Raw genomic sequence first — 22,073 nt, forward strand, 5'->3', positions numbered from 1 at the left:
AGATTTGAAGATATAGAAAATTTGATAGAACGATTTAATGAAAGTTTAACCCATTAATGGAACCATTCGAATGTTTTGTTGTAATGTAATGAAAATAAAATGTTTCGAGGATAAATTATTGAGGTAATAAAAAAATAAAAAATGCAAAAAACATTACGAAAAATAACAGCAAAAGAAACTCTTAAGATAACAGAACAAGGGTTTTATATAAATGAAATAGGAGATAAGGTATCTATACAAGAAGAGCAGAATGCCGCAGTTAGAGGAACGAAATATTATTCTTCTGATAAGTTAGATGAAATATTGGATAATCTAAAATTTGAGTCAGAATATGAAACATTATTTCAAGTGGTTGAAGAGACTACTATCCAAAGTGTAGAGAGAGTTGTAGGAGAAGGTTATTTAAATCCAATGTGTCTTAATTTTGCTTCTGCAAAAAACCCAGGAGGAGGGTTTTTCAATGGTGCACAGGCTCAAGAGGAGAGTATTGCGAGATCGTCAGGGTTGTATCCATGTCAAATTTCAGCAATAGAATTTTATGAAACTCATCGGGCAATGAAATCTTGTATATATACAGATGGCATGATCTATAGTCCTATGGTGCCCATTATTAGAAAAGATAGTGGAGGATTTTTTGATACCCCAATTTTGAGCTCTATTATAACATCTGCTGCAGTAAATACAGGAGTCGTTAAACGTTTTGAATCAACTAAATTTTCGGATATTGAAGGAATAATGAGTATACGGATTGATAAATTATTAGCATTGTCTGTTTTTAATGAGAATAGAACATTGATCTTAGGTGCATGGGGATGTGGAGTATTTCAAAATGACCCATTGATGATTTCAAGATTATTTGCTACTCTACTAAAAGGTAAGTATGATGGAGTATTTGAAAAAGTAGTTTTTGCAATTTATGCTAAAAACAAAAAATTTATTGAAGCTTTTCAAAAAGAATTTGAATAATGAAATTACAACTAAAAAAATATAAAGAACAACAAAAAGAATGGCCCCAAAACGGGTATCATATTATGGCACAATATGATGATGAGAAAATAATAGTATACCAATCTTATCGACCAGAAATAGGAAATTTTGCCGTAAAAAATCAATTTTTTGGAGGAGCTTTTAGCTTAGACCGAATGACATGGATTAAACCTAATTTCTTGTGGATGATGTACAGAAATGGTTGGGCAACAAAAGAAGGACAAGAAGTAGTGTTAGCTATACATCTCAAAAAAGAAGCTTTTGAGAGCTATGTTAAAAATGCCGTGTATTCATCGTTTAAACCAGAATTATATGTATCGTATGAAGCCTGGCAGGAGGATGTTGCAAATTCTAATGTGAGATTGCAATGGGATCCTGATCATGATCCATATGGAGTGAAATTAGAAAGACGAGCCATCCAGATTGGATTAAGAAAAGAATATATAAAAAGATATGCAAAAGATGATGTTTTGGAGATTGAAGATGTTTCTGATTTTGTTAGTGAGCAATATAAATTCGTGAAAAATAAAGATTTGGAAAACCTATTTACTCCAGCAGAAAAACCATTGATATTTAAAGATGAAAAATTGAATACATATTTGAAACTAAAATGAAACTAACAGTAATCCAATCTGATATCACTACGATTAAAGTCGATGCTATTGTCAACGCAGCAAATTCTTCTCTTATGGGAGGTGGTGGAGTGGATGGAGCAATTCATCGCAAAGGTGGGTCTGCTATTCTGGAAGCTTGTAGAGTTGTTAGAGCTAGACAAGGTAAATGTAATCCAGGAGAAGCTGTGATTACAACTGCAGGTAATCTTCCTGCAAATTATGTTATTCATACCGTAGGACCAGTTTGGAATAATGGAGGAAAAGAAAAGGAAGAACTATTGAGAAACTGCTATATCAATTCATTAAAATTTGCAATTGAGAATGGAGTAAAAAGGATAGCTTTTCCAAATATAAGTACAGGGATCTATAAATTCCCTAAAAATATTGCGGCAAGAATAGCCGTCGAAACGGTTAAAAATTTTGATCAAGACCGGATTGAAGAGGTAACCTTTGTTTGTTTTGATCAGGAAAATTTTGAGCTGTATAATGAATTATTAGAAAAATGAAAACAATAACATATATAAAAGGAGATGCAACATCCCCACAGGCTAAGGGAGTTAAGATTATAGTACATGTATGCAATAATATAGGAGGTTGGGGAAAAGGATTTGTATTAGCGATTTCTAAAAGATGGCAAGAACCAGAGAAAGCATATCGAAAATGGCATCGAAATCGGGCTAAAAATGACTTTAAATTGGGAGCAATACAAATAATACAAGTTTCAGATTATTTGTATGTCGGTAATATGATTGCTCAACAGGGCATAAAAACAGGAAGTAAAGGAGTCCCAATTCGTTATGAAGCAGTTAAACAATGTTTAGAACAAATTGCAATTAAAGCGGAACAACTTAATGCAAGTGTACACATGCCTAGAATTGGTTGTGGATTAGCAGGAGGAAAGTGGGAGATGATAGAACCCATTATTACAAATACACTATTAAAAAAACAAGTAGACGTTTATGTCTATGATTTTGAATAAAAAATGAAAACAAACAATAAATATATAAGCAAATTTTTAAGCCTTATTCTAAGACATAATCCTGATAAAGTAGGGATACAACTCGATGAAAATGGTTGGACAGATGTAAAGGAGTTACTACAAAAAGTAAAAAGACATCGACCTGAATTAAATATGGATGTATTAGAAGAAGTTGTAGCATCCTGTGATAAACAACGCTTTGCTTTTAATGAAGACCATACGAGGATTAGAGCTAGTCAAGGTCACTCAATCAAGGTAGATTTAGAATATCAACCAAAGCAGCCTCCAGAATTCTTGTATCACGGTACAGTGGCCAAATTTATGGATGCGATTAGAGAAAAAGGGCTGTTAAAAATGAGCAGGCATCATGTACATCTTAGTGAAGAAAGAGAAACAGCTATAAAAGTCGGATCGAGAAGAGGAAAACCTATTATTCTGACTGTAAGATCAGGAGAAATGCATACCAAAGGAATTGAGTTTTACCAATCGGATAATGAAGTGTGGCTAACCGATGTAGTAGCTCCAGAATATATTGAGTTTAAATCATAATGTATCCAGACCTCACAGGTTTTTAAAACCTGTGAGGTCTTAAGTAATTATAAAGAATAATCTAAATGAAAAGGAAAGAGTTACACCCAGAAATATTTCTCATTGAAAATTTTCTCTCTAAAGAAGGGTGTGATCAATTTATTGAAAAAGGAGAACAGATTTCATTTGAAGAAGCAAAAGTTAATATTGATGGCAAGCAGATAATGGTAAAGGGGATTCGAAATAACCAACGTATTTTGTTTAAGGATGAAATACTTGGGGAAAAAATATGGTCAGAAATAGAACCCTTTGTGGTTGAAACTTTTGGGAATTACAGAGCAATTGGTCTCAATGAAATGTTTAGGATATACAAATATGGCGAAGGACAACGCTTTAAAATGCATAGGGATGGAAGTTATGAACGAAATGAAAATGAATGCAGTTTCTTTTCATTTTTGATATATCTTAACGATGATTTCGAAGGAGGAGAAACTTATTTTGAAGAAGGGATTACGGTTAATCCAAAACTAGGTGATGCTTTGGTATTTCATCATCCGTTACGTCATGAAGGTAAGCCTATTATTAGCGGAACTAAATATGTCTTAAGAACAGATATAATGTATAGATTACTATAAAAGGACATAGTAAAAGTTGATAGAAGAGAAACATACATTAGAATGTAAATAAAAAAAGGGATTAAAAAATTGATAAAAATTGCAAAATGAGGACCCTAGTAATTGGAGATATACATGGTGGATACAGAGCTTTGCTTCAGGTTTTAGAACGAGCAAATGTAACTTCAGAAGATACCTTGATTTTTTTGGGAGACTATGTAGATGGTTGGAGCGAATCGGCTGCAGTAATACAAGAACTTATAAATCTTTCTAGGTCTAATACATGTGTTTTTATACGAGGAAATCACGACCTGTGGTGTGGATTATGGCTAGAAAAAGGAGCAACCAACCCTACGTGGTTAGAGCACGGAGGAAAAGAAACAATCAATAGTTATATTCAGTCAGGATTGCTTACCAAAAAAACTCATAAAGCGTTTTTTAATACACTACAAGATTACTATCTGGATGAAGAAAGTAGGCTTTTTGTGCATGCGGGGTTTACATCTATGCACGGAGTCGGTAATGAGGAGTATGATTCTAATTATTATTGGGATCGAACGTTATGGGAATCGGCTATGCTAGCCGATGAAGTGGGAGAGGTAGCTTTGAGAGATGACCCTCCGCAACGATTTAGTCATTATTCAGAGATTTATATCGGGCATACCCCTACTATTGTATATGGTAAGGATACTCCTATAAAAGCCTATAACCTCTGGAATATGGATACAGGAGCAGGCTTCAAAGGAAAATTAACCATTCTGGATATCGATACCAAAGAGTTTTGGCAAAGTGACCCACTTCCGTCCTTATATCCTAATGAACAAGGAAGAAATTGATACCATTTGTTTCATATCACTATAAACAGGGTAGTAATTAGATTTGATATTCTTGATTTTTGTCTTCCCATAATAAGCTAATTAGCAGATATTTTGAGTAAGTAGAATAGAAAAACCGTAAATAGCTTTGGAGATAATTAAAAATAATTTATATTTGCGTATAAATAACGCAAAATAGAATAAAGATGAATCCATTACTATTAACAGACGGTTATAAATTAGGGCATAAAGAGCAATATCCAAACGGAACTACTTTTGTGTATTCTAACTGGACACCTAGGAAAAGTAGAATAGAAGGAATTGATAATGTAGTGTTTTTTGGGTTGCAGTATTTTATTAAAGAATATGGCTAAGTTCTAATTAGAATATGTTTTATCTTTACTTTATAAAAACGGAGAAATGATACCAGAAGATTTTAGAGATTTTTTCATTAGTTCATCGGCTTTGGTTCAATCAGAAATTGTTTCCACATTATTGGAGATCTCTACTGAGGGTTCAGCCCTGATTGATAGCAATCAGAGTAAAGCCATAAGCTGTCCTCATTGTAAGTGCAATAAAATTAAGGCTAATGGTAAGCTCAAAGGAGTACAGCGCTATGTTTGTAATACTTGTCATAAAAACTTTAGTGAAACTACCGGTAAGTTCTGGTACAACCTCAAGAAGAAAGACAAAGTTAATCGTTATTTATTCTGTTTACTCTCTGGATATAGTATTCGCAAGAGTGCCAAAGAAACAGGGATTTCTATTCAGACTTCTTTTGATTGGAGGCACAAATTACTTGTCTCCTTTGGGAGCGTAAGTGTGGATGAATTCCAAGGAATCCTAGAGAGTGATGATCTTTTCTTTGCTTACTCTGAAAAAGGGAATCGAAATTTGGATCGTCCTGCTAGAAAACGTGGCGCAAAGGCAAGTAAAGCTGGTCTCAGTAATGAAAAAGTAGCTGTGATAGCCAGTTGTGACCGATCAGGGAACAAAGATTTCAAAGTAGCTACCAGAGGTCGCATTAGTAAAAGTGACTTGGAGACTATATTACAAGGGAAGTTGGCTAAAGTAGAAACCCTTTGTAGCGACAGTCACAGAAGCTATACTGCATTTGCAAAAGACAAGAAGGTAGCACACAAAAAATTTAATGCTTCGAAGGGTCAAAGAGCTGTTGACAAAATATATCACGTACAAAATGTGAATAATATGGATATGCGTCTAAGGAAATTTATGGAGCCCTTCAATGGAGTGGCAACAAAATACCTTCAGAATTATCTGAATTGGTTTTTAGTCTTAGAAAAAATAAAAAATTCAACCAGTAAAATGGCAACCGTAGCAGCTATAGCCTTTGCTTCCAATACTGCCTGGATGGAATTTAAAAACATAGTAGTAAATAATATGCTTTTTAGAACTTAGCCAAGAATATTTAATTAAACAATTCAACGAACAGTTTTTCAATCTTCCCAAAGAAGAAGTGACTGCAGAATATAAAAAATATGTAGATCATTATCTGGGTATAAATTATGATATTTCACATATCGAAGAATTACACGATTTAGGATATTTACCTATTAAAATTAAAGCCTTACCTGAAGGGACAGAAGTCCCTATTAGAGTACCAATGTTTACAGTAATGAATACCAAACCAGAATTTTTCTGGCTTACCAATTACCTAGAAACTTTATTGTCTAATATTATTTGGCAACCTTGTACTTCTGCTACTATTGCAAAACAATATCAAACCATTTTATCCTCTTTTGCAATAGAAACAGATTGTGATAATATAGAGTTTATTACCTGGCAGGGTCACGATTTCTCGATGAGAGGAATGTCGGGTACAGAATCTTCAATTCTTAGTGGTATGGGACATGCACTATCATTTTCTGGAAGCGATACATTACCTGTGGCAAAAGCTTTTGAAACATATTATGATGCAGATGTTACCAAAGAATTAGTTATCGGTAGTGTTAATGCTACAGAGCATAGTGTGATGTGTGCAGGAAGTAAAGATGATGAAATAGGAACTTTTAGAAGACTACTAGAAACATATCCAACAGGAATATTATCGGTAGTATCTGATACCTGGGATCTATGGAAGGTATTAACAGAATATTTGCCTAAACTAAAAAATGAAATTTTAGAAAGAGAAGGTAAGCTTGTTATCAGACCAGATTCTGGTGATCCGGTAGATATTATTTGTGGTTGTGATCATGAGGACCCAATAGTTGCTAAAGGAGTTATAGAATTGCTTTGGGATGAATTTGGAGGAACCATAAATGATCAGGGATACAAAGTGTTGAATCCAAAAATCGGAGCTATCTATGGGGATAGTATTACAATCGAAAGAGCAACTCAGATTTGTGAAAAATTAAAAGCTAAAGGCTTTGCTTCTACTAATGTGGTTCTGGGAATAGGAAGTTTTACATATCAATATAATACCCGGGACACTTTCGGATTTGCAATGAAAGCTACTTATGTAGAAGTGCAAGGTGAAGGAAGAGAAATATTTAAAGACCCGGTTACAGATGATGGGACTAAAAAATCTGCAAAAGGACGTATTCAATTATATAAAGAACAAGGAGAAATAGTATATAAAGACCAAGTTTCTGAACAAGAAGAAAATCAAGGACTATTAAAAACTGTTTTTAAAGATGGAGAATTATTAATAGAGGATGACTTGTCTACTATTCGTAAAAGAATTGCTCAAATAAATTAAGTTTTTCTCTTAAAATTCATAAAACTCCTTAAAATTAAGCTTTTAAGGAGTTTTTGATACAATAATGTTAGGGATTTGAGTGTTTTACGACATAAGTAGATAAACTAACATCATAAAACATAATCATCATGAGTGCAATCTGGTTTTTTGAGGATTCAGATCTCTTTAAAATATTATGTCCTCATAAGTTCAAAAGGTATAAAAAAGACCACGATTTTGATGCTTACCGAAAGAACGACTATATTTATTTTGAAGAAGATTCTGCAAACAAAGTATATCTTATAGAAAAAGGGAAAGTGAAAATCGGATACTATGCAGAAGACGGATATGAGGTCATAAAAGCTATTCTTACTCGAGGAGAGATTTTTGGAGAAAAAGCAATTCTTGGAGAAAACAAAAGAACAGAGTTTGCGCAATCTGTCGATAACACAACTTCTATTTGTCCTATCGGTGTAGAAACCATGCACGGACTCATGCGCGAAAATCAATCTTTTAGCCTTAGAATTTATAAATTTATAGGTATGCGATTTAAACGCTTAGAAAGAAGATTACAATTACTTCTCTTTAAAGATACCAAAACAAGATTATTAGAGTTCTTAAATGAGCTTAAAGAAGATTATGGGCACTGCTGCCCGAATACAGGAGATATGGTAATAGAACATCCCTATACCCAAAAAGACATAGCTCATCTTATCGGTACATCGAGACCTACCTTAAACATTATTCTAAACGAATTAAAGGAATCTAATGTTATAGACTTTAATAGAAAAGAGATTCGGTTAAAAAATGTTGCTTAATGTTAGGTGGCTAACATTTTAAAAACTTCAATGTCAATAATTTTATGATCTAGTAATCATAAAAAAAAAGCAATGTTTAAAAAAGCAATTATAGGTACTTTGATTTTCGGATGTATTTTCTCTTCCTGTAACAGTGATGATGATTCTGGAAATGTACCTACAGAATCGAATGTAACACTTAACCTTAGTGGATTAGAAGACTTAGGAAACGGTTATCTTTATGAAGGATGGATTATCGTTAATGGAGCTCCGGTTTCTACAGGAACATTTTCTGTAAATAGTACCGGAGAATTATCTAGTACTTCTTTCAAGGTAAATACAGAATCACTTAAGGCAGCAGCAGCATTTGTACTAACAATAGAGCCTAATCCAGATCCAAACCCGGCACCATCAGATACAAAATTACTAAAAGGTGATTTTGGAACTGGTAATACAGCAACAGTAGGATTAGGACCTGTAGGAGAAGGAGATTTTTCAGCCTCAGCAGGAGGATTCTTCTTAAGAACACCAACAGATGAGGCTTCAGGAACCGCTAATAATGGTAATGATCAATTTGGAGTATGGTTTGGTACCCCAGGAATGCCTCCGGCAGCAAATTTAACTTTACCAGTTCTAGGAGCAGGATGGAAATATGAAGGATGGGTAGTAGCAAATGGAGTACCAATTTCTACAGGAACATTCACGATGAATAATACTGCAGATGATAATGTTGGAAACCTTAATGGGTTTAGTGAAACCGCTTCTAATGGGCCGCAATTACCAGGAGAAGATTTTTTTAGAAATGCTCCAGACGGAGTAACATTTCCATTAGACGTTAGAGGAAAAACAGTAGTGATTTCAGTAGAACCATTTCCAGATAATTCAGCAGCGCCATTTTTGTTAAAACCTTTAGTTGGTACTGCAGGTACAGATACTGCACCTACTAGTTATACCTTTGGGCTTAATAGCGCTTCATTTCCTACGGGAAATGTAACAAGATAATAGTTCATTGTTATTTTTTGTTAGTTTTAAAGCGCAATCCTTTGATTGCGCTTTGTTAATTTAAAAAAAAATGTACTCCAAGAATTAAGTCTACATCTATCTTAGATATAGTGCCATTTATTTATATAACTTTGTAAGGTGTCTCAGGATTTTGTTACTAACCAAAATATCTGTGGCTATAGACAAAAAATCAAATGAGTTCATGATTTGAGCTCTAAAAAACAAAAGATTTAGATAGATGAAGTTTAATAAAAAGAACATCTCCAATGTGATTTTTGCAATCATATTGATATTATTTTTTATTCCTAATACCAGAGGAATGATGCAAATATTTTTAACCAGAATTTTCTCTTTCAGCCCGGGAATAGTAAAAGTAGAAGAAAGAGCACAAGTAGCATCATATGATTGGAAATTACATGGAGTAAACACAGCGTCTACTAATTTAAATATAGCAAAAGATAAAGTCGTTTTAATAAATTATTGGGCTACATGGTGTCCTCCTTGCATAGCAGAAATGCCTTCATTACAAAAATTATATAATGATTATAAAGATGAAGTAGTATTTCTTTTTGTAACTACAGATGATGATCCAGAATTGAATAAGTTTATGAAGAACAAAAACTATAGTTATCCTATCTATAGATCATTATCAGAGCACCCAAAACCTTTTGTGAGTAAAACGATACCAGCAACGTATCTGTTAGATAAAAAAGGAAACATTATTATTGATAAAGTAGGTGCAGCGGATTGGAATAGCACCAAAGTAAGAGAAACTATAGATAATCTATTAGCCGAATAGAATCTATTTTTTAAAATATTTAAAAGGAACCACCAACATACCAAAGCATTCTCCTTTTTCCTTTTTTATATTTTTATGATGCATTTTATGAGCTCTTCTTACCCCTTTTGCGTACCAATTGCTCGTAGTTCTAAATAATTTAAAACGCTGATGTATAAAAATATCATGTACTACAAAATAGGCAATACCATACGCTAGAATACCCAGACCTATTGCTCTTCCGACCCAAAATGTCTGAGTGTCATGAAATATAATACAGGACATACTTACTATAGCATAGAATACAAAGAATAAATCATTACGTTCCCACCAACTATCGTGATCTTTATGGTGATGATCTCTGTGTAATGACCATAAAAAACCATGCATTACATATTTGTGAGTGAACCATGCCATAAACTCCATAATAGAGAAGGCGGTAAAAAAAACTAATATTTGGACAAAAACTTTCACAACATTGGTTTTATACAAAAATACGGTTAAATTAAGTTTAATCGATAGTCAAAATAGGATTTTGCTAATAATCCAAATTTTTGATAATTCGATACTCGTATACGTGTGTTTTTTATTTCTAAAGATGGAGTTTTTTTTAGTTTATTTAATAATTTTTTATAATAAATAAATGCGGTATATACCCCAAATTTCGCTTCAACAGGAAGTTTTAAGATACCTTGTAAAGCTTTATCAAAATCTTCTTCTATTTCCTTAATAATTTTAAGTTTAGATTCTTCATCGAGTTCATTTAAATTTAAATTCGGAAAATAGGTTCTATTAAGGTCTTCAAAATCAGATTTTAAATCCCGTAAGAAATTAACCTTCTGAAAAGCAGAACCCAAATGCATTGCACTTTGCTTTAAATTAGCATATTTTTCAGCATCTCCATTCACAAAAACCTTCAAACACATTAATCCGACTACATCTGCCGATCCATAAATATAATCTTTGTATTCCTCATCTGTTAGATAGTTGGTTTTATGTAAATCTAATCGCATACTTTTCATAAATGCTTCATATAGCTCTGGATTTATATTGTATTGATGAACCGTCTTTTGAAAAGAATTAAGGATAGGATTTAAGCTAATCTTATTTTTGATTGCTTTGTACATTTCTTCTTCAAAATCATTAAATAATTTTTCTTTATCATACTCATGAAATGTATCTACAATTTCATCTGCAAATCTTACAAAGCCATAAATATTGTAAATATCCTGTCGTATAGAATCTGATAACATTTTTGAAGCAAGCGAAAATGATGTACTGTAGGAATTCGTAACAATTTTGCTACAACTTTGCGATACAGTATCAAAAATAGACTTCATAAGATAGGATTTAAGGTTTAATTGAGTTTGTTATATTGTTGTACTAGGTTTTAGCGTTTTGTCATGCTTATAATGAGTTTCGATTAATCCGGCTACTAGTTTTCCTGAAATCAAAGATGGGGGTACACCTGGACCGGGAACAGTAAGTTGCCCGGTAAAAAATAGATTTTTTATTTTTTTACTTTTTAACTTAGGTCTTAGGAATGCAGTTTGTAAAAGTGTATTAGCCATTCCATAGGCATTTCCTTTGTAAGAATTATATTTTTTTATAAAGTCTTTAATACAAAAGGACTCTCTAAAGATAATGCTATTTTTAACATTTTGATTTGTAAGTGTCTCAAAACGAGTCATTATTTTATCAAAATAGTGCTCTCTTAATTCATCGGTATCTTCTATTCCGGGAGCTAACGGGATAAGAAAAAAACCGTTTTCTTTATCTTTAGGAGCAGATTCTGGATCTGTTAAAGAAGTGAAATTAGCATAAAACAATGGATCGTCAGGCCATTTTGGGGTGTCATAAATATCTTTTGTATGTTGCTCAAAATCGGTATCAAAAAATAAATTATGGTGGTTGATATTTTGTAGTTTTTTATCAAATCCTACATAAAAGAGTAGGGAAGAAGGGGCAAAAGTTTTGCCTTCCCAATATTTTTCAGAATATTGTCGATATTCTGGTGCTAATAATGTCTCTCCGTGATGGTAGTCTGCTCCACATAATACAATATCGGCATCTATTTTTTCGCCATTAACGATAATGCTTTTTGCATGACCGTTTTCGACTACTATTTTTTCAACAGTTGCATTGGTATGGATAGTTACACCTAGTGACGTTGTTAATTCTACCATTCCTGTTATTACCTTATACATTCCTCCTCTGGGGTGCCAGGTTCCTAGTCCAAAATCTGCATAGTTCATAAAACTATAAAAAGCAGGTGTATCACTAGGTTTAGCACCTAAGAACAATACGGGAAACTCAAGAATTTGGATTAACTTTTTGCTTTTAAATTCTTTACGGACTTCTTTAGAAATGGTGCTAAAAAATTGACCTACTTTCAGAATTGTTTCTTTTGTTACAAGTTCTAATATCGAAACTCCCGGTTGGTACACCAAATCCTTAATAGCAACATCATAATTATTCTGTGCAATTTTGATGAACTTTTGTAATTTAACCGAGCTTCCTTTTTCTTCTTTTTCAAATGTTTTATATATTTTTTCTAATGAATCACCAATGGTAATACTTTCATTATTTTTAAAGAAAACTTTGTATGCAGGATTTAATTTATCCAAGGTATAATAATTAGAAGCAGATGTGTCAAAATCTTTAAAAAAACGTTCAAACACATCAGGCATCCAATACCAGGAGGGGCCAGTATCGAATGTAAATCCTTCTTTTTTTAATTGCCCGGCTCTACCTCCAACAGTTGCGTTTTTTTCAAAAATAGTAACATCGTATCCTAATTTAGCAAGATAGCATGAAGCAGAAAGCGATGAAAATCCAGAACCAATGATTACTATCTTTTTAGCCATAACGGAAATAATTATAAAATTAAAGCTCAGAAATCAATGAGCTAATCGATTCAAAATAGCGATGATTATGATCTGTATTATTAGAAATATGCATGACTTGTTTACCTAACATCCATAATTCATTGACTCTATTTGCACATACAATTGTATTAAAATCCTCAAGGTATTTTTTTATATTGCCTTTTTCTGGTCTAATTGTGAAGTACGATACAAACACAATATCATCATGAAAAGAAAGTATATTTGACAAGCTATCTAAGGGAATGCTTGGTCCTAGATAAATAGCCTTATATCCATGTAAGAGTATTTCATAATTAATATATAATAAACCTAATTCATGTATTTCATTTTCTGGTAGAAATAAAATGAAAGCCCTATCTGTTTTGGTAGGTTTAGAGTATTGAAGCTTTTCAATATTTAGCAATAGTTTTTGCTTTATCAAATTAGAGATAAAATGTTCATGTGCAGGACTAATAGTATTTGTCTGCCATAATAATCCTATTTCTTTTAATAAAGGAATAAAAACATCAACAAATATTTCTTTAAAATTTCTTTTGCTCTCTAGTTGTGAATATGTCTCTAAAAATAACTCAAGATCATAATTCAGCATGGCAATTTTAAAGGCGTTTATTGCTTGACTTTTGGCGCTATTATCAGATACAATATTTCTTACATATTCATTAATTTCTGGTGTGTCTAATTTAGAAATTCTGGATATTTTGTAACCACTGTTTACCAAATAGGTAACATTAAGTAGCTTTTGAAGATTTTTTAAATTGTATGTCCTTATATTGGTATCAGTACGATCAGGAGAAAGTAAATTGTATCTTTTTTCCCATATTCTTATGGTGTGCGCTTTTACACCACAAAGATTTTCTAGATCTTTAATACTAAATGTTTGTTTAATATTGTTCACTTTTTTTCATAAATTGTTAAACAAAATTAAATAAAAGAAAACACTTATCTTTTTAAAAATTGTTAAAATACAATCGGTTACTGTTAAAAAAAGAATGTTTTTTAGTGAATTATTAATAATGTCAAGGGGTTGGCTATACAATATTAGCATGGTTTTTTAGTACTCAATTTATAGTCGAGATACTACTTCGCTGTATATTGTACTGTAGAGATCTAAAAGAAAAAAATAGAAACATTGGTTTTTAGGAAACGCAAAGCTTTACTGATATGAATTTCAACAGTTTTAGTAGAGATTCCTAAAATGTCTGCTATTTCTTTATGTTTTTTTTGCTCTAAACGGCTAAGTTTAAAAACTTCTCTACATTTTTTGGGAAGTTGCTCGATAGCTTTTTCAATTTTTAACCAATCAGAATCGAATTGACTTTCTTCTTTACCGTTATACATTTCAAATATGGCTTCCCATCTTAGAGAATCTAAAGCATCGTATTCTTTTTTTTGTCGACGTAAATGCATTAGAAATTCATTATGACAAGCTCTGAAAAGATAATTTTTTAAGGATGAAGTAATTCGTAAAGTTGATTTTTTTTCCCAAAGTCTTAGTAAAACATTTTGCACCAGATCCTCAGATAATGACGAATTATTAGAAAGCTTATAAACGTAGTTATACAACCAGGAATAGTATTGGTTAAACACTATTTTATAGCTGTCTTGATTTCCGTCTGTAAGCCCCTGAATAAGTAATTTTTCTATGTTCTGACTATCTTTTTTCATTGTAAAAATCACCTACTAAATTAAAAAAAATAAAATAAAGTAGGGGATTTGTAGTTTTTCTGCATCTTTTAAATAGAAAAAATGAAGAATGGATAATTATTTAACAATAATTAAGAGGTATCTAGAAGGGGGTATTTCGTCATCAGATAGACGAGCATTACAACAATGGCTGAGCGAAAACCCTAAGCATGAGATCCTTTTCAAGCAAGAAATAAAGAAATGGTATGCAGTAAATGAAGAGCTATCGACAGACTCAAACTCTGCATATAACCACTTTTTACAGACTATTAATAAAAAGGAGACCAAGGTAATTAAACCAAAATCATGGTCTAGAATAGTAAAATATGCTGCAGTTTTGGGAGGATTACTTCTAAGCGGGTATTATTATACTACTCAGAGTGTTTCTTCTGTTAAAACAAAATCTATTATTGTAGAGGTAGATACGCTGCCTATAGATAAGATCAAAATTGTTCAGGCAGATGGTACAGTTACATATACTGATTTTAATGATAAAGCAGATATCGTAAATGCCAGTGGCAATTTGATTGGTAAAAAAGAGCAGAATCAATTTATCGTCCAGCCAGATGCCAAGATAACCGAAACTAAGTATATTGAAATCTCTATTCCTAAAGGAAAATTATTTCAGCTCACATTATCCGATGGAACTAAAGTATGGTTAAATGCAGCTAGTAGTTTAAAATTTCCACAACATTTTACGGCTACAAAAGAAAACAGAATGGTATATCTAAAAGGAGAAGCTTTTTTTGATGTTACCAAAAATAAGAAGCAGCCATTTATTGTAAAAACAGAAACCGTAGCTATAGAAGTTTTAGGAACCCAGTTTAATGTATCTTCTTATGCTGAAGATGCTACAGTAAAGACAACATTGGTAGAAGGTGCCGTGGTTGTTAATGATCAAAATGAGAATACAAACTCATTGCAGCTAATACCTAATGATCAGGCAATTTTTAGTAAGCATAAAAAAATTATGCATAAACAAAAGGTAAATACGTCCTTATATACTTCCTGGATGGATAAAAAAATTATAATGCAAAACGAATCTTTTATAGACGCATTTAAAAGAATAGAACGTAGCTATGATGTCTCGATAACTAGTCATAATAAAACATTGAACAACACACACTTTACAGGGGAATTTGATGTGGAGAATATCGAAGAAATCCTGAGAACATTTTCAGAAACTTTAAAATTTACATATGAAATAAAAGGTAAGAACATTACAATCAATCCGTAAAAAAAAGGAAGTGCTGCTACACTTCCCTTACTGATTCGATTATTATTTAACAGAGTACTTAACAATCAAAACTTTTCAAAAATATGAAAAAAAAGGGTAATCATGCGCTATTTTCACACGTAGCGTGCCATTCAATTGTATTAAAAATGAAACTCACTCTAGTTCTATTTAGTTTTTCCATCTTTCAGATGATGGCAACTTCGGGCTTTTCACAAGGCAAAATAGAGCTTGATTTCGAGGAAACACCATTATCAGAGGTCCTCGAAGAAATTAAAAGTCAAACATCATATAAGTTTTTTTACATTAATGATGAGGTCAATTTAAATCAAAAAGCTACAATTCAAGTCAATAAAGAAACTCTGGATAAAGTTCTGGAACTCTTATTCAATAACACAGATATTTCATACTCTATTATCGGAAAACAAGTGATATTGAAAAAAACTCATTTGCTTAATGAGCAGATAGAATTACAACGTGAAATTAAAGGTAATGTCAAAGATTCTAATGGCAACCTATTACCAGGCGCAAATATACTGGTAAAAGGAACTACAATTGGAGCTCAAACGGATTTCGACGGTAATTTTGCGATTAATTTATCTGGAGAAAACAATACATTGATTGTTTCTTATATTGGTTTTGAAACTACAGAGGTAGATGTAACAGGTAAAGATTTTGTTGAGGTAGTATTACAAGATGCTGCAGCACAATTAGAAGATGTAATCCTTGTTGGATCCAGAAATCCTAGTCGTACTGCTACAGAAACTGCTGTACCAATTGATGTTATCGATATCACTCAGATAGCCACTCAGGGACCACAGACTTCGATTAATGAAATTTTAAATTATGCAGCTCCTTCATTTACTTCGCAAACCCAAACCGTTTCTGATGGAACAGATCATATTGATCCAGCTTCTCTACGTGGTTTAGGACCTGATCAGGTTTTGGTATTGATTAATGGAAAAAGGAGGCATAATACTTCTTTGGTTAATGTAAATGGTACTGTTGGGGCCGGTAGTGTGGGTACAGATATGAATGCAATCCCTACTGCTGCTATCCAAAGAATTGAAGTTTTACGAGATGGAGCCGCAGCTCAATACGGTTCTGATGCCATTGCTGGCGTGATTAATATTGTACTGAAAAAAGCAACAGGAAAATTAGACCTTACCCTTACTACAGGAGCTAACTTTAGTGAAAACTCTAATCAGTTTGATGGAGATAGTGATGGAGAGAAAGTAAAATTAGAAGCAAATTATGGATTGGCATTAGGAGAAAATGGAGGATTTATCAATTTTACAGGATCACTTTCTACCAGAGAACCGGCGTTACGTAATCGCGATTATCAAGGAGATATTTTTAAAGGATTTCATGGAGCAGAACGTGTTTTTGCTGCAGGAGGAGGAAATGTTGCAGAAATGACACTTGCAGATTATCAAACCGCTGCTCAAGGAATCACATATCTGGATCAGGGTGTTAAGGACCAGATTGCAGCTTTAGATGTTAATAACCCTGCAGATGTAGATACCTTTAGAGGATTATTGGATATAGATGTTGATGAGGCAGAATTGACAGCTCGCGGATTAACTCGTACGAATTTTAGATTTAAAGTAGGTACAGCTAAATTGAGAGAAGGGAAATTCTTTGCCAATATGTCTATTCCGCTAAGTGATGATACCGAGATATATAGTTTTGGAGGGATTAGCTACCGACAAGGACTGGCATCAGGATTTTACAGAAGGCCTGCACAAGGAGATGGTAGAGCTAATACACCAGCATTTCCTAATGGATTCTTACCCAATATCGGAACAGATATTGTTGATAAATCTATCGCGTTGGGAATAAAAGGTAAAATTAAGGATTGGAGTGTAGATTTCTCGAATACATATGGGATCAATATTTTTGACATCACTGTTGGTAATTCTAGTAATGGAACTTTAGGTGTTGCAACACCAAGAACTTTTGATGCAGGAGCATTAAGTTTTATGCAGAATACTACTAATCTGGATATTAGTAAGTTTCACGAAGATATTTTTGAAGGATTTAATGTCGCAATAGGGGCAGAGTATAAAGTAGAGAACTACTCGATTACAGCAGGAGAGGAAGCTTCATATACCAGTTATGATATTAACGGAAACCCTGTAACCAGTACGACTCCTGATAATGAATTAGTTCAAAATAATTTCACGGGAGCTGTGCTTGGTGGAGGATCACAAGTGTTTAGAGGATATGATCCAAATAACGAAACTGATAAATATAGAAATAGTATTGCGGGTTATATTGATCTGGAAGTTGATTTTACAAAACAATGGTTAGTCAGCTTAGCAGGGAGATATGAAAATTATTCTGATTTTGGTGATACTTTTAACTATAAACTAGCGACCCGATATAAGATATCAGACAATTTTTCTGTGCGTGGAGCTAATAGTACCGGATTTAGGGCACCATCGTTACATCAGCAATTTTTTAGTAGAACCAGCACAGTTTTTGTGGATAATCAACCTTTTGAACAAGGTACGTTTACCAATGATAGTAGAGCGGCAACTTTAATTGGGATTGCAAAATTAAAAGAAGAAACCTCTACTAGTTTTAGTCTTGGACTTACAGCAAAAATTCAGAATTTTACAATCACTGCAGACGCTTATTTAATTAATATCGATGATAGAATAGTGTATAGTGGTAGTTTTGGAAATGGAGGCGAAGCAGAGCTTACTCAGATATTTGAGGATGCAGGAGCTACTAGTGCACGTTTCTTTGTGAATGCAATTGATACCAAATCTCAAGGTATAGATGTTGTGATTTCTCATAAAGCTGACTTTGGTGAAAATACAACTTTGAAAAATGATCTGTCTGCCACCTTTGCAGAGACCGAAGTAGAGGAGATTAGAATTCCGGCTAGAATTGCTAACGCAGGCCAGGGAGGTAATTTCTTTGATGCCCAGGAAGAAGCTTTTCTAACGTTGGCACAACCAAGAACAAAATTAAGCCTTACCAATGCATTATCTATTGGAAGGTATAATGTGCTATTAAGAAACGTATTCTTTGGAGAGGTAACCGATCCAGATGATTTTAATGGAGATCCAAGAGTCGAAGGAACAGTAGTTAGTGATGATGCTATTTATGGAGGGAAAGTTGTAACCGACCTTTCTGTTTCTGGAAAGATTTTTGAAAACCTTAATATTACCATAGGAGCCAACAATCTATTAGACGTATATCCTGATGAAAATAGAGCAGGAGGAACAGCAGGTGATCAGTTTGTGTATTCTAGAAGAACATCACAATTTGGATATACCGGAAGATTCTTATTTGCAAGAATTAATATTAGCCTATAGTTGAGTTTATACTATTAATTTAATGCAATAAAAGGCGGGGATAAATTTATCCCCGCCTTTTTTAAATCATCATTATAACAGCAAGAAGTGAAGCTACACTAAATAATAGGCAGAGTTTTGCAAAGAAATAACTATTAATTTTTATGTTAGTTTTCATGATTGATCGTTTTAATATTTTACAAATGAAATGTGGGGAAACTATTCTTTATCTATGAATAGCATGACTACAGGCCTCAGGAAGACTCGATAAAAAACTTAACACTACTTTGAAGTTAAATCTGATTTTGGTTCTAAAAAAATTCATGATATGTTTTTTTAGTGTTTAATGTTTTATTGGTTATAGGTTTTAATCACAAACTGATGAAACAAAAGTAATTAGAGTTGTTGTCTTTACAAATACGTGGAAATACGTAATTTTATATTCAAGTAAGCAAACTAAAAGAAAAGTTTTCCTGTGATTGGATATTTTGATGAATAAAAAAGCTGAATTAGCGTTTTTAAGGATATAATTTTCTAGAAATGGAAGAATATTATGTGTTTGCTGCTTTTAAAGATGCACATCATATTAAATATTGTGCCCAGAGCGGGAGTCGAACCCGCACGCCCTAATGGACACATGGCCCTCAACCATGCCTGTCTACCAGTTCCAGCACCTGGGCAGTATAATACTACAATATAACATAAAACTAAAAAAGTATCGTAAAAATTACGATACTTTTTAGTGACCGGGCTGGGGCTCGAACCCAGGACCCTCTCCTTAAAAGGGAGATGCTCTACCAACTGAGCTACCAGGTCATTGATAATTTCATTATCAGATATTTTTAAGAACTATATAAATAATAATCAACTATTATTTATTTGTGACCGGGCTGGGGCTCGAACCCAGGACCCTCTCCTTAAAAGGGAGATGCTCTACCAACTGAGCTACCAGGTCAGACATTCTTTTTTCCTTGAATGCGGGTGCAAATATACTATCATTAATTTATTTTTCAAGAAGAAATTCATATAAATTTGTATTTTGTTTAAAATGATGTTTTTTTTGAGCAATATCTATCTAATTTTTATGGTATGAATATAGTTTTAATAGGGTATATGGGAAGTGGAAAATCCTTGATAGGCAGGGGTTTGGCTGATAAGATGAAGTTGAATTATCTTGATTTGGATGATTTTATAGAAATTCAAGAAAAAAAATCAATTAAAAAGATTTTTGACGATCAAGGTGAGATATATTTTAGAAAAAAAGAATCTTTATACCTTAAAGAGGTGTTGGATACTTATGAAAACACTATTATTTCTCTTGGTGGAGGCACACCTTGTTTTGCAGGTAATCTAGAAACTGTAATAAATAAAGAAAATACAAAAAGTTTGTATTTACAAACCTCATTAGAAGAACTAACAAAAAGATTATTTGCAGAACGAAATAAACGACCATTGATTTCTCATATTGCCACATCAAACGAACTTAAAGATTTTGTTCGTAAACACTTGTTTGAACGATCTTTTTATTATAATCAGGCGGATTATAAAGTAATCACCGATCAAAAAAATAAGGATCAAATAAGTGAAGAGGTTATAGCTCTTTTATTTTAAAATAGCGAGATCCTCATCTCCGAATTTTACAATGATATGCTCGTGTAATGAAGTGGATAAAGAAATTCCTTTAAAATCAGCTTTAATTGGATATTTCTTGTGATTTCGGTTAACCAAAACCGCAGTCTTAAATCTGGAAAGAGGAACATCAAGAAAATGTTTTACGCCATAAATAAGGGCTGTCCCCGAATTAAGTACATCATCAGCAAGAATAACAGGCTTGTTTTGATACTCAGTTGCTTCTATTGAAGTTTTTACAGTATTATGAGGGGACTTTTTATTCATTGTAACCTCGCATAATGTAACTTTTATGTCAGAGATGTCTTCTAATATGACTTTTAACCGTTTGGCAAATGTATATCCATTTTCTGCTATCCCTGCAATGATAATCTCTTTTTCATCAACATTAGTTTCGTAAATCTGATAAGCGATACGTTTTATCTTGTGTTGTATTTGTTCGTGGGTAAGAATTATATTGTTGTCGGTTTTCATGTTTCAGAATTGTTGATTACTATTTAGAATAGCATAAATAAATTATTACTATATAAATAGAGCATTATATAAATTTATAATGGGTTTTCAAATATAAAAAAGAGTTCGTTACCTATGCGTGGTTCTATAGAATTATAACAGTTTTCTAATGTTTTTATAGTAAAATATTCAGAAAACAAGAGTTCATATTCTTTTTTGTTTCCTCCAAAAGGAGGTCCGTTATGTTTAAAATCTTGATTAAACAAAACTCCAACCAGTTTTCCCTTTGGAGAAAGAAGGTTAGAGATTTTGCTAGAATAATCTCTTCGTCGTTCTGGATGTAAAGCACAGAAAAAAGTCTGCTCAATAATCAAATCAAATTTGTTCTGGTAATTAAAAAAATCATTGCAAATTAATTTTTCAGAAGGAAATTCAGGTAATCGTCGTTTAAAACTTTGTAATACATCTTCAACGAGGTCCAATATGTATATATTTTTAAAACCCAATTTAAACAGGTATTCTGCTTCATAGGCATTTCCACAACCTGGAATAAGGATTTTAATGTCTTTATCTGTAAGTTGATCAAAATAACAGGAGATAGGAGGAGAAGCAAAACCAATATCCCATCCAGTTTGTTCATTTTGATAACGATATTTCCAATATTGTTTATCTGGTATCATTCTTCACTGTCATTTATATCGCCATCAAACCAATCATCGATATCTCTTCGATCTTTTTTGGTAGGCCTACCCATACCTTTTTTTCGATAATAATCTTTAGAATATCTTAAAAGATCTAATTTTTGCAACGCTTCCTTAGGAGTGGTGTCTTTACGATAGATATCGACGAGCTTAGCTCCAATCCGATTATCAGGTGTATCGAGTACCACAAGTTCATAATTAATTTGATTTTTACGAACAGTGATTTTATCCATAGGATAGACATCTCTAGAAGGTTTGATGATATCTCCGTTTACACGAATTTTACCATCTTTACATGCTTTTGTAGCAATACTTCGAGTTTTAAAGTATCGAATACACCATAAATATTTGTCAACTCGCATAAA

23 protein-coding genes, 3 tRNA genes and 1 pseudogene are annotated in these 22,073 nt (G+C 32.8%); 16 read left to right on the plus strand and 11 right to left on the minus strand.

The window, feature by feature from the left end; all coding sequences use genetic code 11:
- Positions 1-141 precede the first annotated feature (141 nt).
- The 13 genes and pseudogenes from ATE84_RS10180 to ATE84_RS10240 all read left to right on the plus strand — a co-directional run bounded on the left by ATE84_RS10180 (position 142) and on the right by ATE84_RS10240 (position 9,833).
- A complete protein-coding gene (locus tag ATE84_RS10180; protein WP_101447855.1) occupies positions 142-966 on the plus strand; it encodes a TIGR02452 family protein in 825 nt (274 codons plus the stop codon).
- Positions 966-1,601 carry a DUF4291 domain-containing protein gene (locus tag ATE84_RS10185; protein ID WP_101447856.1) on the plus strand — a complete coding sequence of 212 codons (636 nt, stop codon included), beginning with the start codon at positions 966-968 and terminating at the stop codon, positions 1,599-1,601. The genes ATE84_RS10180 and ATE84_RS10185 overlap by 1 nt, the downstream gene beginning before the upstream one ends.
- On the plus strand, positions 1,598-2,107 hold the full coding sequence (locus ATE84_RS10190; RefSeq protein ID WP_101447857.1) for an O-acetyl-ADP-ribose deacetylase: 510 nt from the start codon (positions 1,598-1,600) through the stop codon (positions 2,105-2,107). The genes ATE84_RS10185 and ATE84_RS10190 overlap by 4 nt, the downstream gene beginning before the upstream one ends.
- On the plus strand, positions 2,104-2,580 hold the full coding sequence (locus ATE84_RS10195; RefSeq protein WP_101447858.1) for a macro domain-containing protein: 477 nt from the start codon (positions 2,104-2,106) through the stop codon (positions 2,578-2,580). The genes ATE84_RS10190 and ATE84_RS10195 overlap by 4 nt, the downstream gene beginning before the upstream one ends.
- Positions 2,581-2,583: 3 nt before the next feature.
- On the plus strand, positions 2,584-3,129 hold the full coding sequence (locus ATE84_RS10200; RefSeq protein ID WP_101447859.1) for an RNA 2'-phosphotransferase: 546 nt from the start codon (positions 2,584-2,586) through the stop codon (positions 3,127-3,129).
- Positions 3,130-3,194: 65 nt separating this feature from the next.
- On the plus strand, positions 3,195-3,743 hold the full coding sequence (locus ATE84_RS10205) for a 2OG-Fe(II) oxygenase (protein WP_101447860.1): 549 nt from the start codon (positions 3,195-3,197) through the stop codon (positions 3,741-3,743).
- 86 nt (positions 3,744-3,829) lie between these two features.
- The gene (locus ATE84_RS10210; protein WP_101447861.1) at positions 3,830-4,558 is read left to right on the plus strand and encodes a metallophosphoesterase; all 729 of its coding nucleotides are present in this window, start codon (positions 3,830-3,832) and stop codon (positions 4,556-4,558) included.
- A 185-nt stretch (positions 4,559-4,743) separates the two neighbouring features.
- Positions 4,744-4,905, plus strand: a pseudogene (locus ATE84_RS10215) (nicotinamide phosphoribosyltransferase domain-containing protein); the annotation flags it as partial.
- A 52-nt stretch (positions 4,906-4,957) separates the two neighbouring features.
- Positions 4,958-5,956 (plus strand): IS1595 family transposase, encoded by a 999-nt coding sequence (locus ATE84_RS10220; RefSeq protein ID WP_101444842.1) that lies wholly within the window; start codon positions 4,958-4,960, stop codon positions 5,954-5,956.
- 13 nt (positions 5,957-5,969) lie between these two features.
- Positions 5,970-7,256, plus strand: a complete 1,287-nt coding sequence (locus tag ATE84_RS10225; protein WP_369828566.1) for a nicotinate phosphoribosyltransferase — start codon at positions 5,970-5,972, stop codon at positions 7,254-7,256.
- Positions 7,257-7,384: 128 nt separating this feature from the next.
- A complete protein-coding gene (locus ATE84_RS10230) occupies positions 7,385-8,053 on the plus strand; it encodes a Crp/Fnr family transcriptional regulator (protein WP_101447863.1) in 669 nt (222 codons plus the stop codon).
- Between the two features lie 72 nt (positions 8,054-8,125).
- The gene (locus ATE84_RS10235; protein ID WP_101447864.1) at positions 8,126-9,034 is read left to right on the plus strand and encodes an anti-sigma factor; all 909 of its coding nucleotides are present in this window, start codon (positions 8,126-8,128) and stop codon (positions 9,032-9,034) included.
- 238 nt (positions 9,035-9,272) lie between these two features.
- On the plus strand, positions 9,273-9,833 hold the full coding sequence (locus ATE84_RS10240) for a TlpA disulfide reductase family protein (RefSeq protein ID WP_101447865.1): 561 nt from the start codon (positions 9,273-9,275) through the stop codon (positions 9,831-9,833).
- 3 nt (positions 9,834-9,836) lie between these two features.
- Here ATE84_RS10240 and ATE84_RS10245 read toward each other — a convergent pair whose 3' ends face one another.
- The 5 genes from ATE84_RS10245 to ATE84_RS10265 form a co-directional block, all read right to left on the minus strand.
- On the minus strand, positions 9,837-10,229 hold the full coding sequence (locus tag ATE84_RS10245) for a beta-carotene hydroxylase (protein WP_369828513.1): 393 nt from the start codon (positions 10,227-10,229) through the stop codon (positions 9,837-9,839).
- Positions 10,230-10,312: 83 nt separating this feature from the next.
- A complete protein-coding gene (locus ATE84_RS10250) occupies positions 10,313-11,152 on the minus strand; it encodes a squalene/phytoene synthase family protein (RefSeq protein ID WP_101447867.1) in 840 nt (279 codons plus the stop codon).
- 30 nt (positions 11,153-11,182) lie between these two features.
- Complete coding sequence (locus tag ATE84_RS10255; RefSeq protein ID WP_101447868.1) at positions 11,183-12,679, minus strand: NAD(P)/FAD-dependent oxidoreductase; 1,497 nt, start codon at positions 12,677-12,679, stop codon at positions 11,183-11,185.
- A 19-nt stretch (positions 12,680-12,698) separates the two neighbouring features.
- Complete coding sequence (locus ATE84_RS10260) at positions 12,699-13,595, minus strand: MerR family transcriptional regulator (protein ID WP_101447869.1); 897 nt, start codon at positions 13,593-13,595, stop codon at positions 12,699-12,701.
- 212 nt (positions 13,596-13,807) lie between these two features.
- Positions 13,808-14,365 (minus strand): RNA polymerase sigma factor, encoded by a 558-nt coding sequence (locus tag ATE84_RS10265; protein ID WP_101447870.1) that lies wholly within the window; start codon positions 14,363-14,365, stop codon positions 13,808-13,810.
- A gap of 88 nt (positions 14,366-14,453) precedes the next feature.
- Here ATE84_RS10265 and ATE84_RS10270 point away from each other — a divergent pair, with 88 nt between their 5' ends.
- The gene (locus ATE84_RS10270) at positions 14,454-15,620 is read left to right on the plus strand and encodes a FecR family protein (RefSeq protein WP_101447871.1); all 1,167 of its coding nucleotides are present in this window, start codon (positions 14,454-14,456) and stop codon (positions 15,618-15,620) included.
- An 83-nt stretch (positions 15,621-15,703) separates the two neighbouring features.
- A complete protein-coding gene (locus ATE84_RS10275) occupies positions 15,704-18,946 on the plus strand; it encodes a TonB-dependent receptor (protein WP_101447872.1) in 3,243 nt (1,080 codons plus the stop codon).
- A 575-nt stretch (positions 18,947-19,521) separates the two neighbouring features.
- Here ATE84_RS10275 and ATE84_RS10280 read toward each other — a convergent pair.
- From ATE84_RS10280 to ATE84_RS10290, 3 genes are all read right to left on the minus strand, one after another.
- Positions 19,522-19,605, minus strand: a tRNA-Leu gene (locus ATE84_RS10280).
- Positions 19,606-19,668: 63 nt separating this feature from the next.
- Positions 19,669-19,741: transfer RNA gene (locus tag ATE84_RS10285), tRNA-Lys, on the minus strand.
- 66 nt (positions 19,742-19,807) lie between these two features.
- A tRNA-Lys gene (locus tag ATE84_RS10290) sits at positions 19,808-19,880 on the minus strand.
- 134 nt (positions 19,881-20,014) lie between these two features.
- Here ATE84_RS10290 and ATE84_RS10295 point away from each other — a divergent pair.
- Positions 20,015-20,536: a shikimate kinase gene (locus ATE84_RS10295; protein WP_101447873.1), complete on the plus strand. Its 522-nt coding sequence runs from the start codon at positions 20,015-20,017 to the stop codon at positions 20,534-20,536.
- On the opposite strand, the gene ATE84_RS10300 is transcribed toward ATE84_RS10295, so the two are convergent.
- From ATE84_RS10300 to ATE84_RS10310, 3 genes are all read right to left on the minus strand, one after another.
- Positions 20,528-21,028, minus strand: coding sequence for a phosphoribosyltransferase family protein (locus tag ATE84_RS10300; RefSeq protein ID WP_101447874.1), 501 nt, complete (start codon positions 21,026-21,028; stop codon positions 20,528-20,530). The genes ATE84_RS10295 and ATE84_RS10300 overlap by 9 nt on opposite strands.
- Positions 21,029-21,102: 74 nt before the next feature.
- Entirely contained in the window at positions 21,103-21,687 is a 585-nt protein-coding gene (locus ATE84_RS10305; RefSeq protein ID WP_101447875.1) for a methyltransferase domain-containing protein, read from the minus strand.
- Entirely contained in the window at positions 21,684-22,070 is a 387-nt protein-coding gene (locus tag ATE84_RS10310; protein WP_101447876.1) for an RNA-binding S4 domain-containing protein, read from the minus strand. Before ATE84_RS10310 ends, ATE84_RS10305 begins: the two co-directional genes overlap by 4 nt.
- Positions 22,071-22,073: the final 3 nt, after the last annotated feature.

This window comes from Aquimarina sp. MAR_2010_214 (assembly GCF_002846555.1).
Lineage (GTDB): Bacteria > Bacteroidota > Bacteroidia > Flavobacteriales > Flavobacteriaceae > Aquimarina.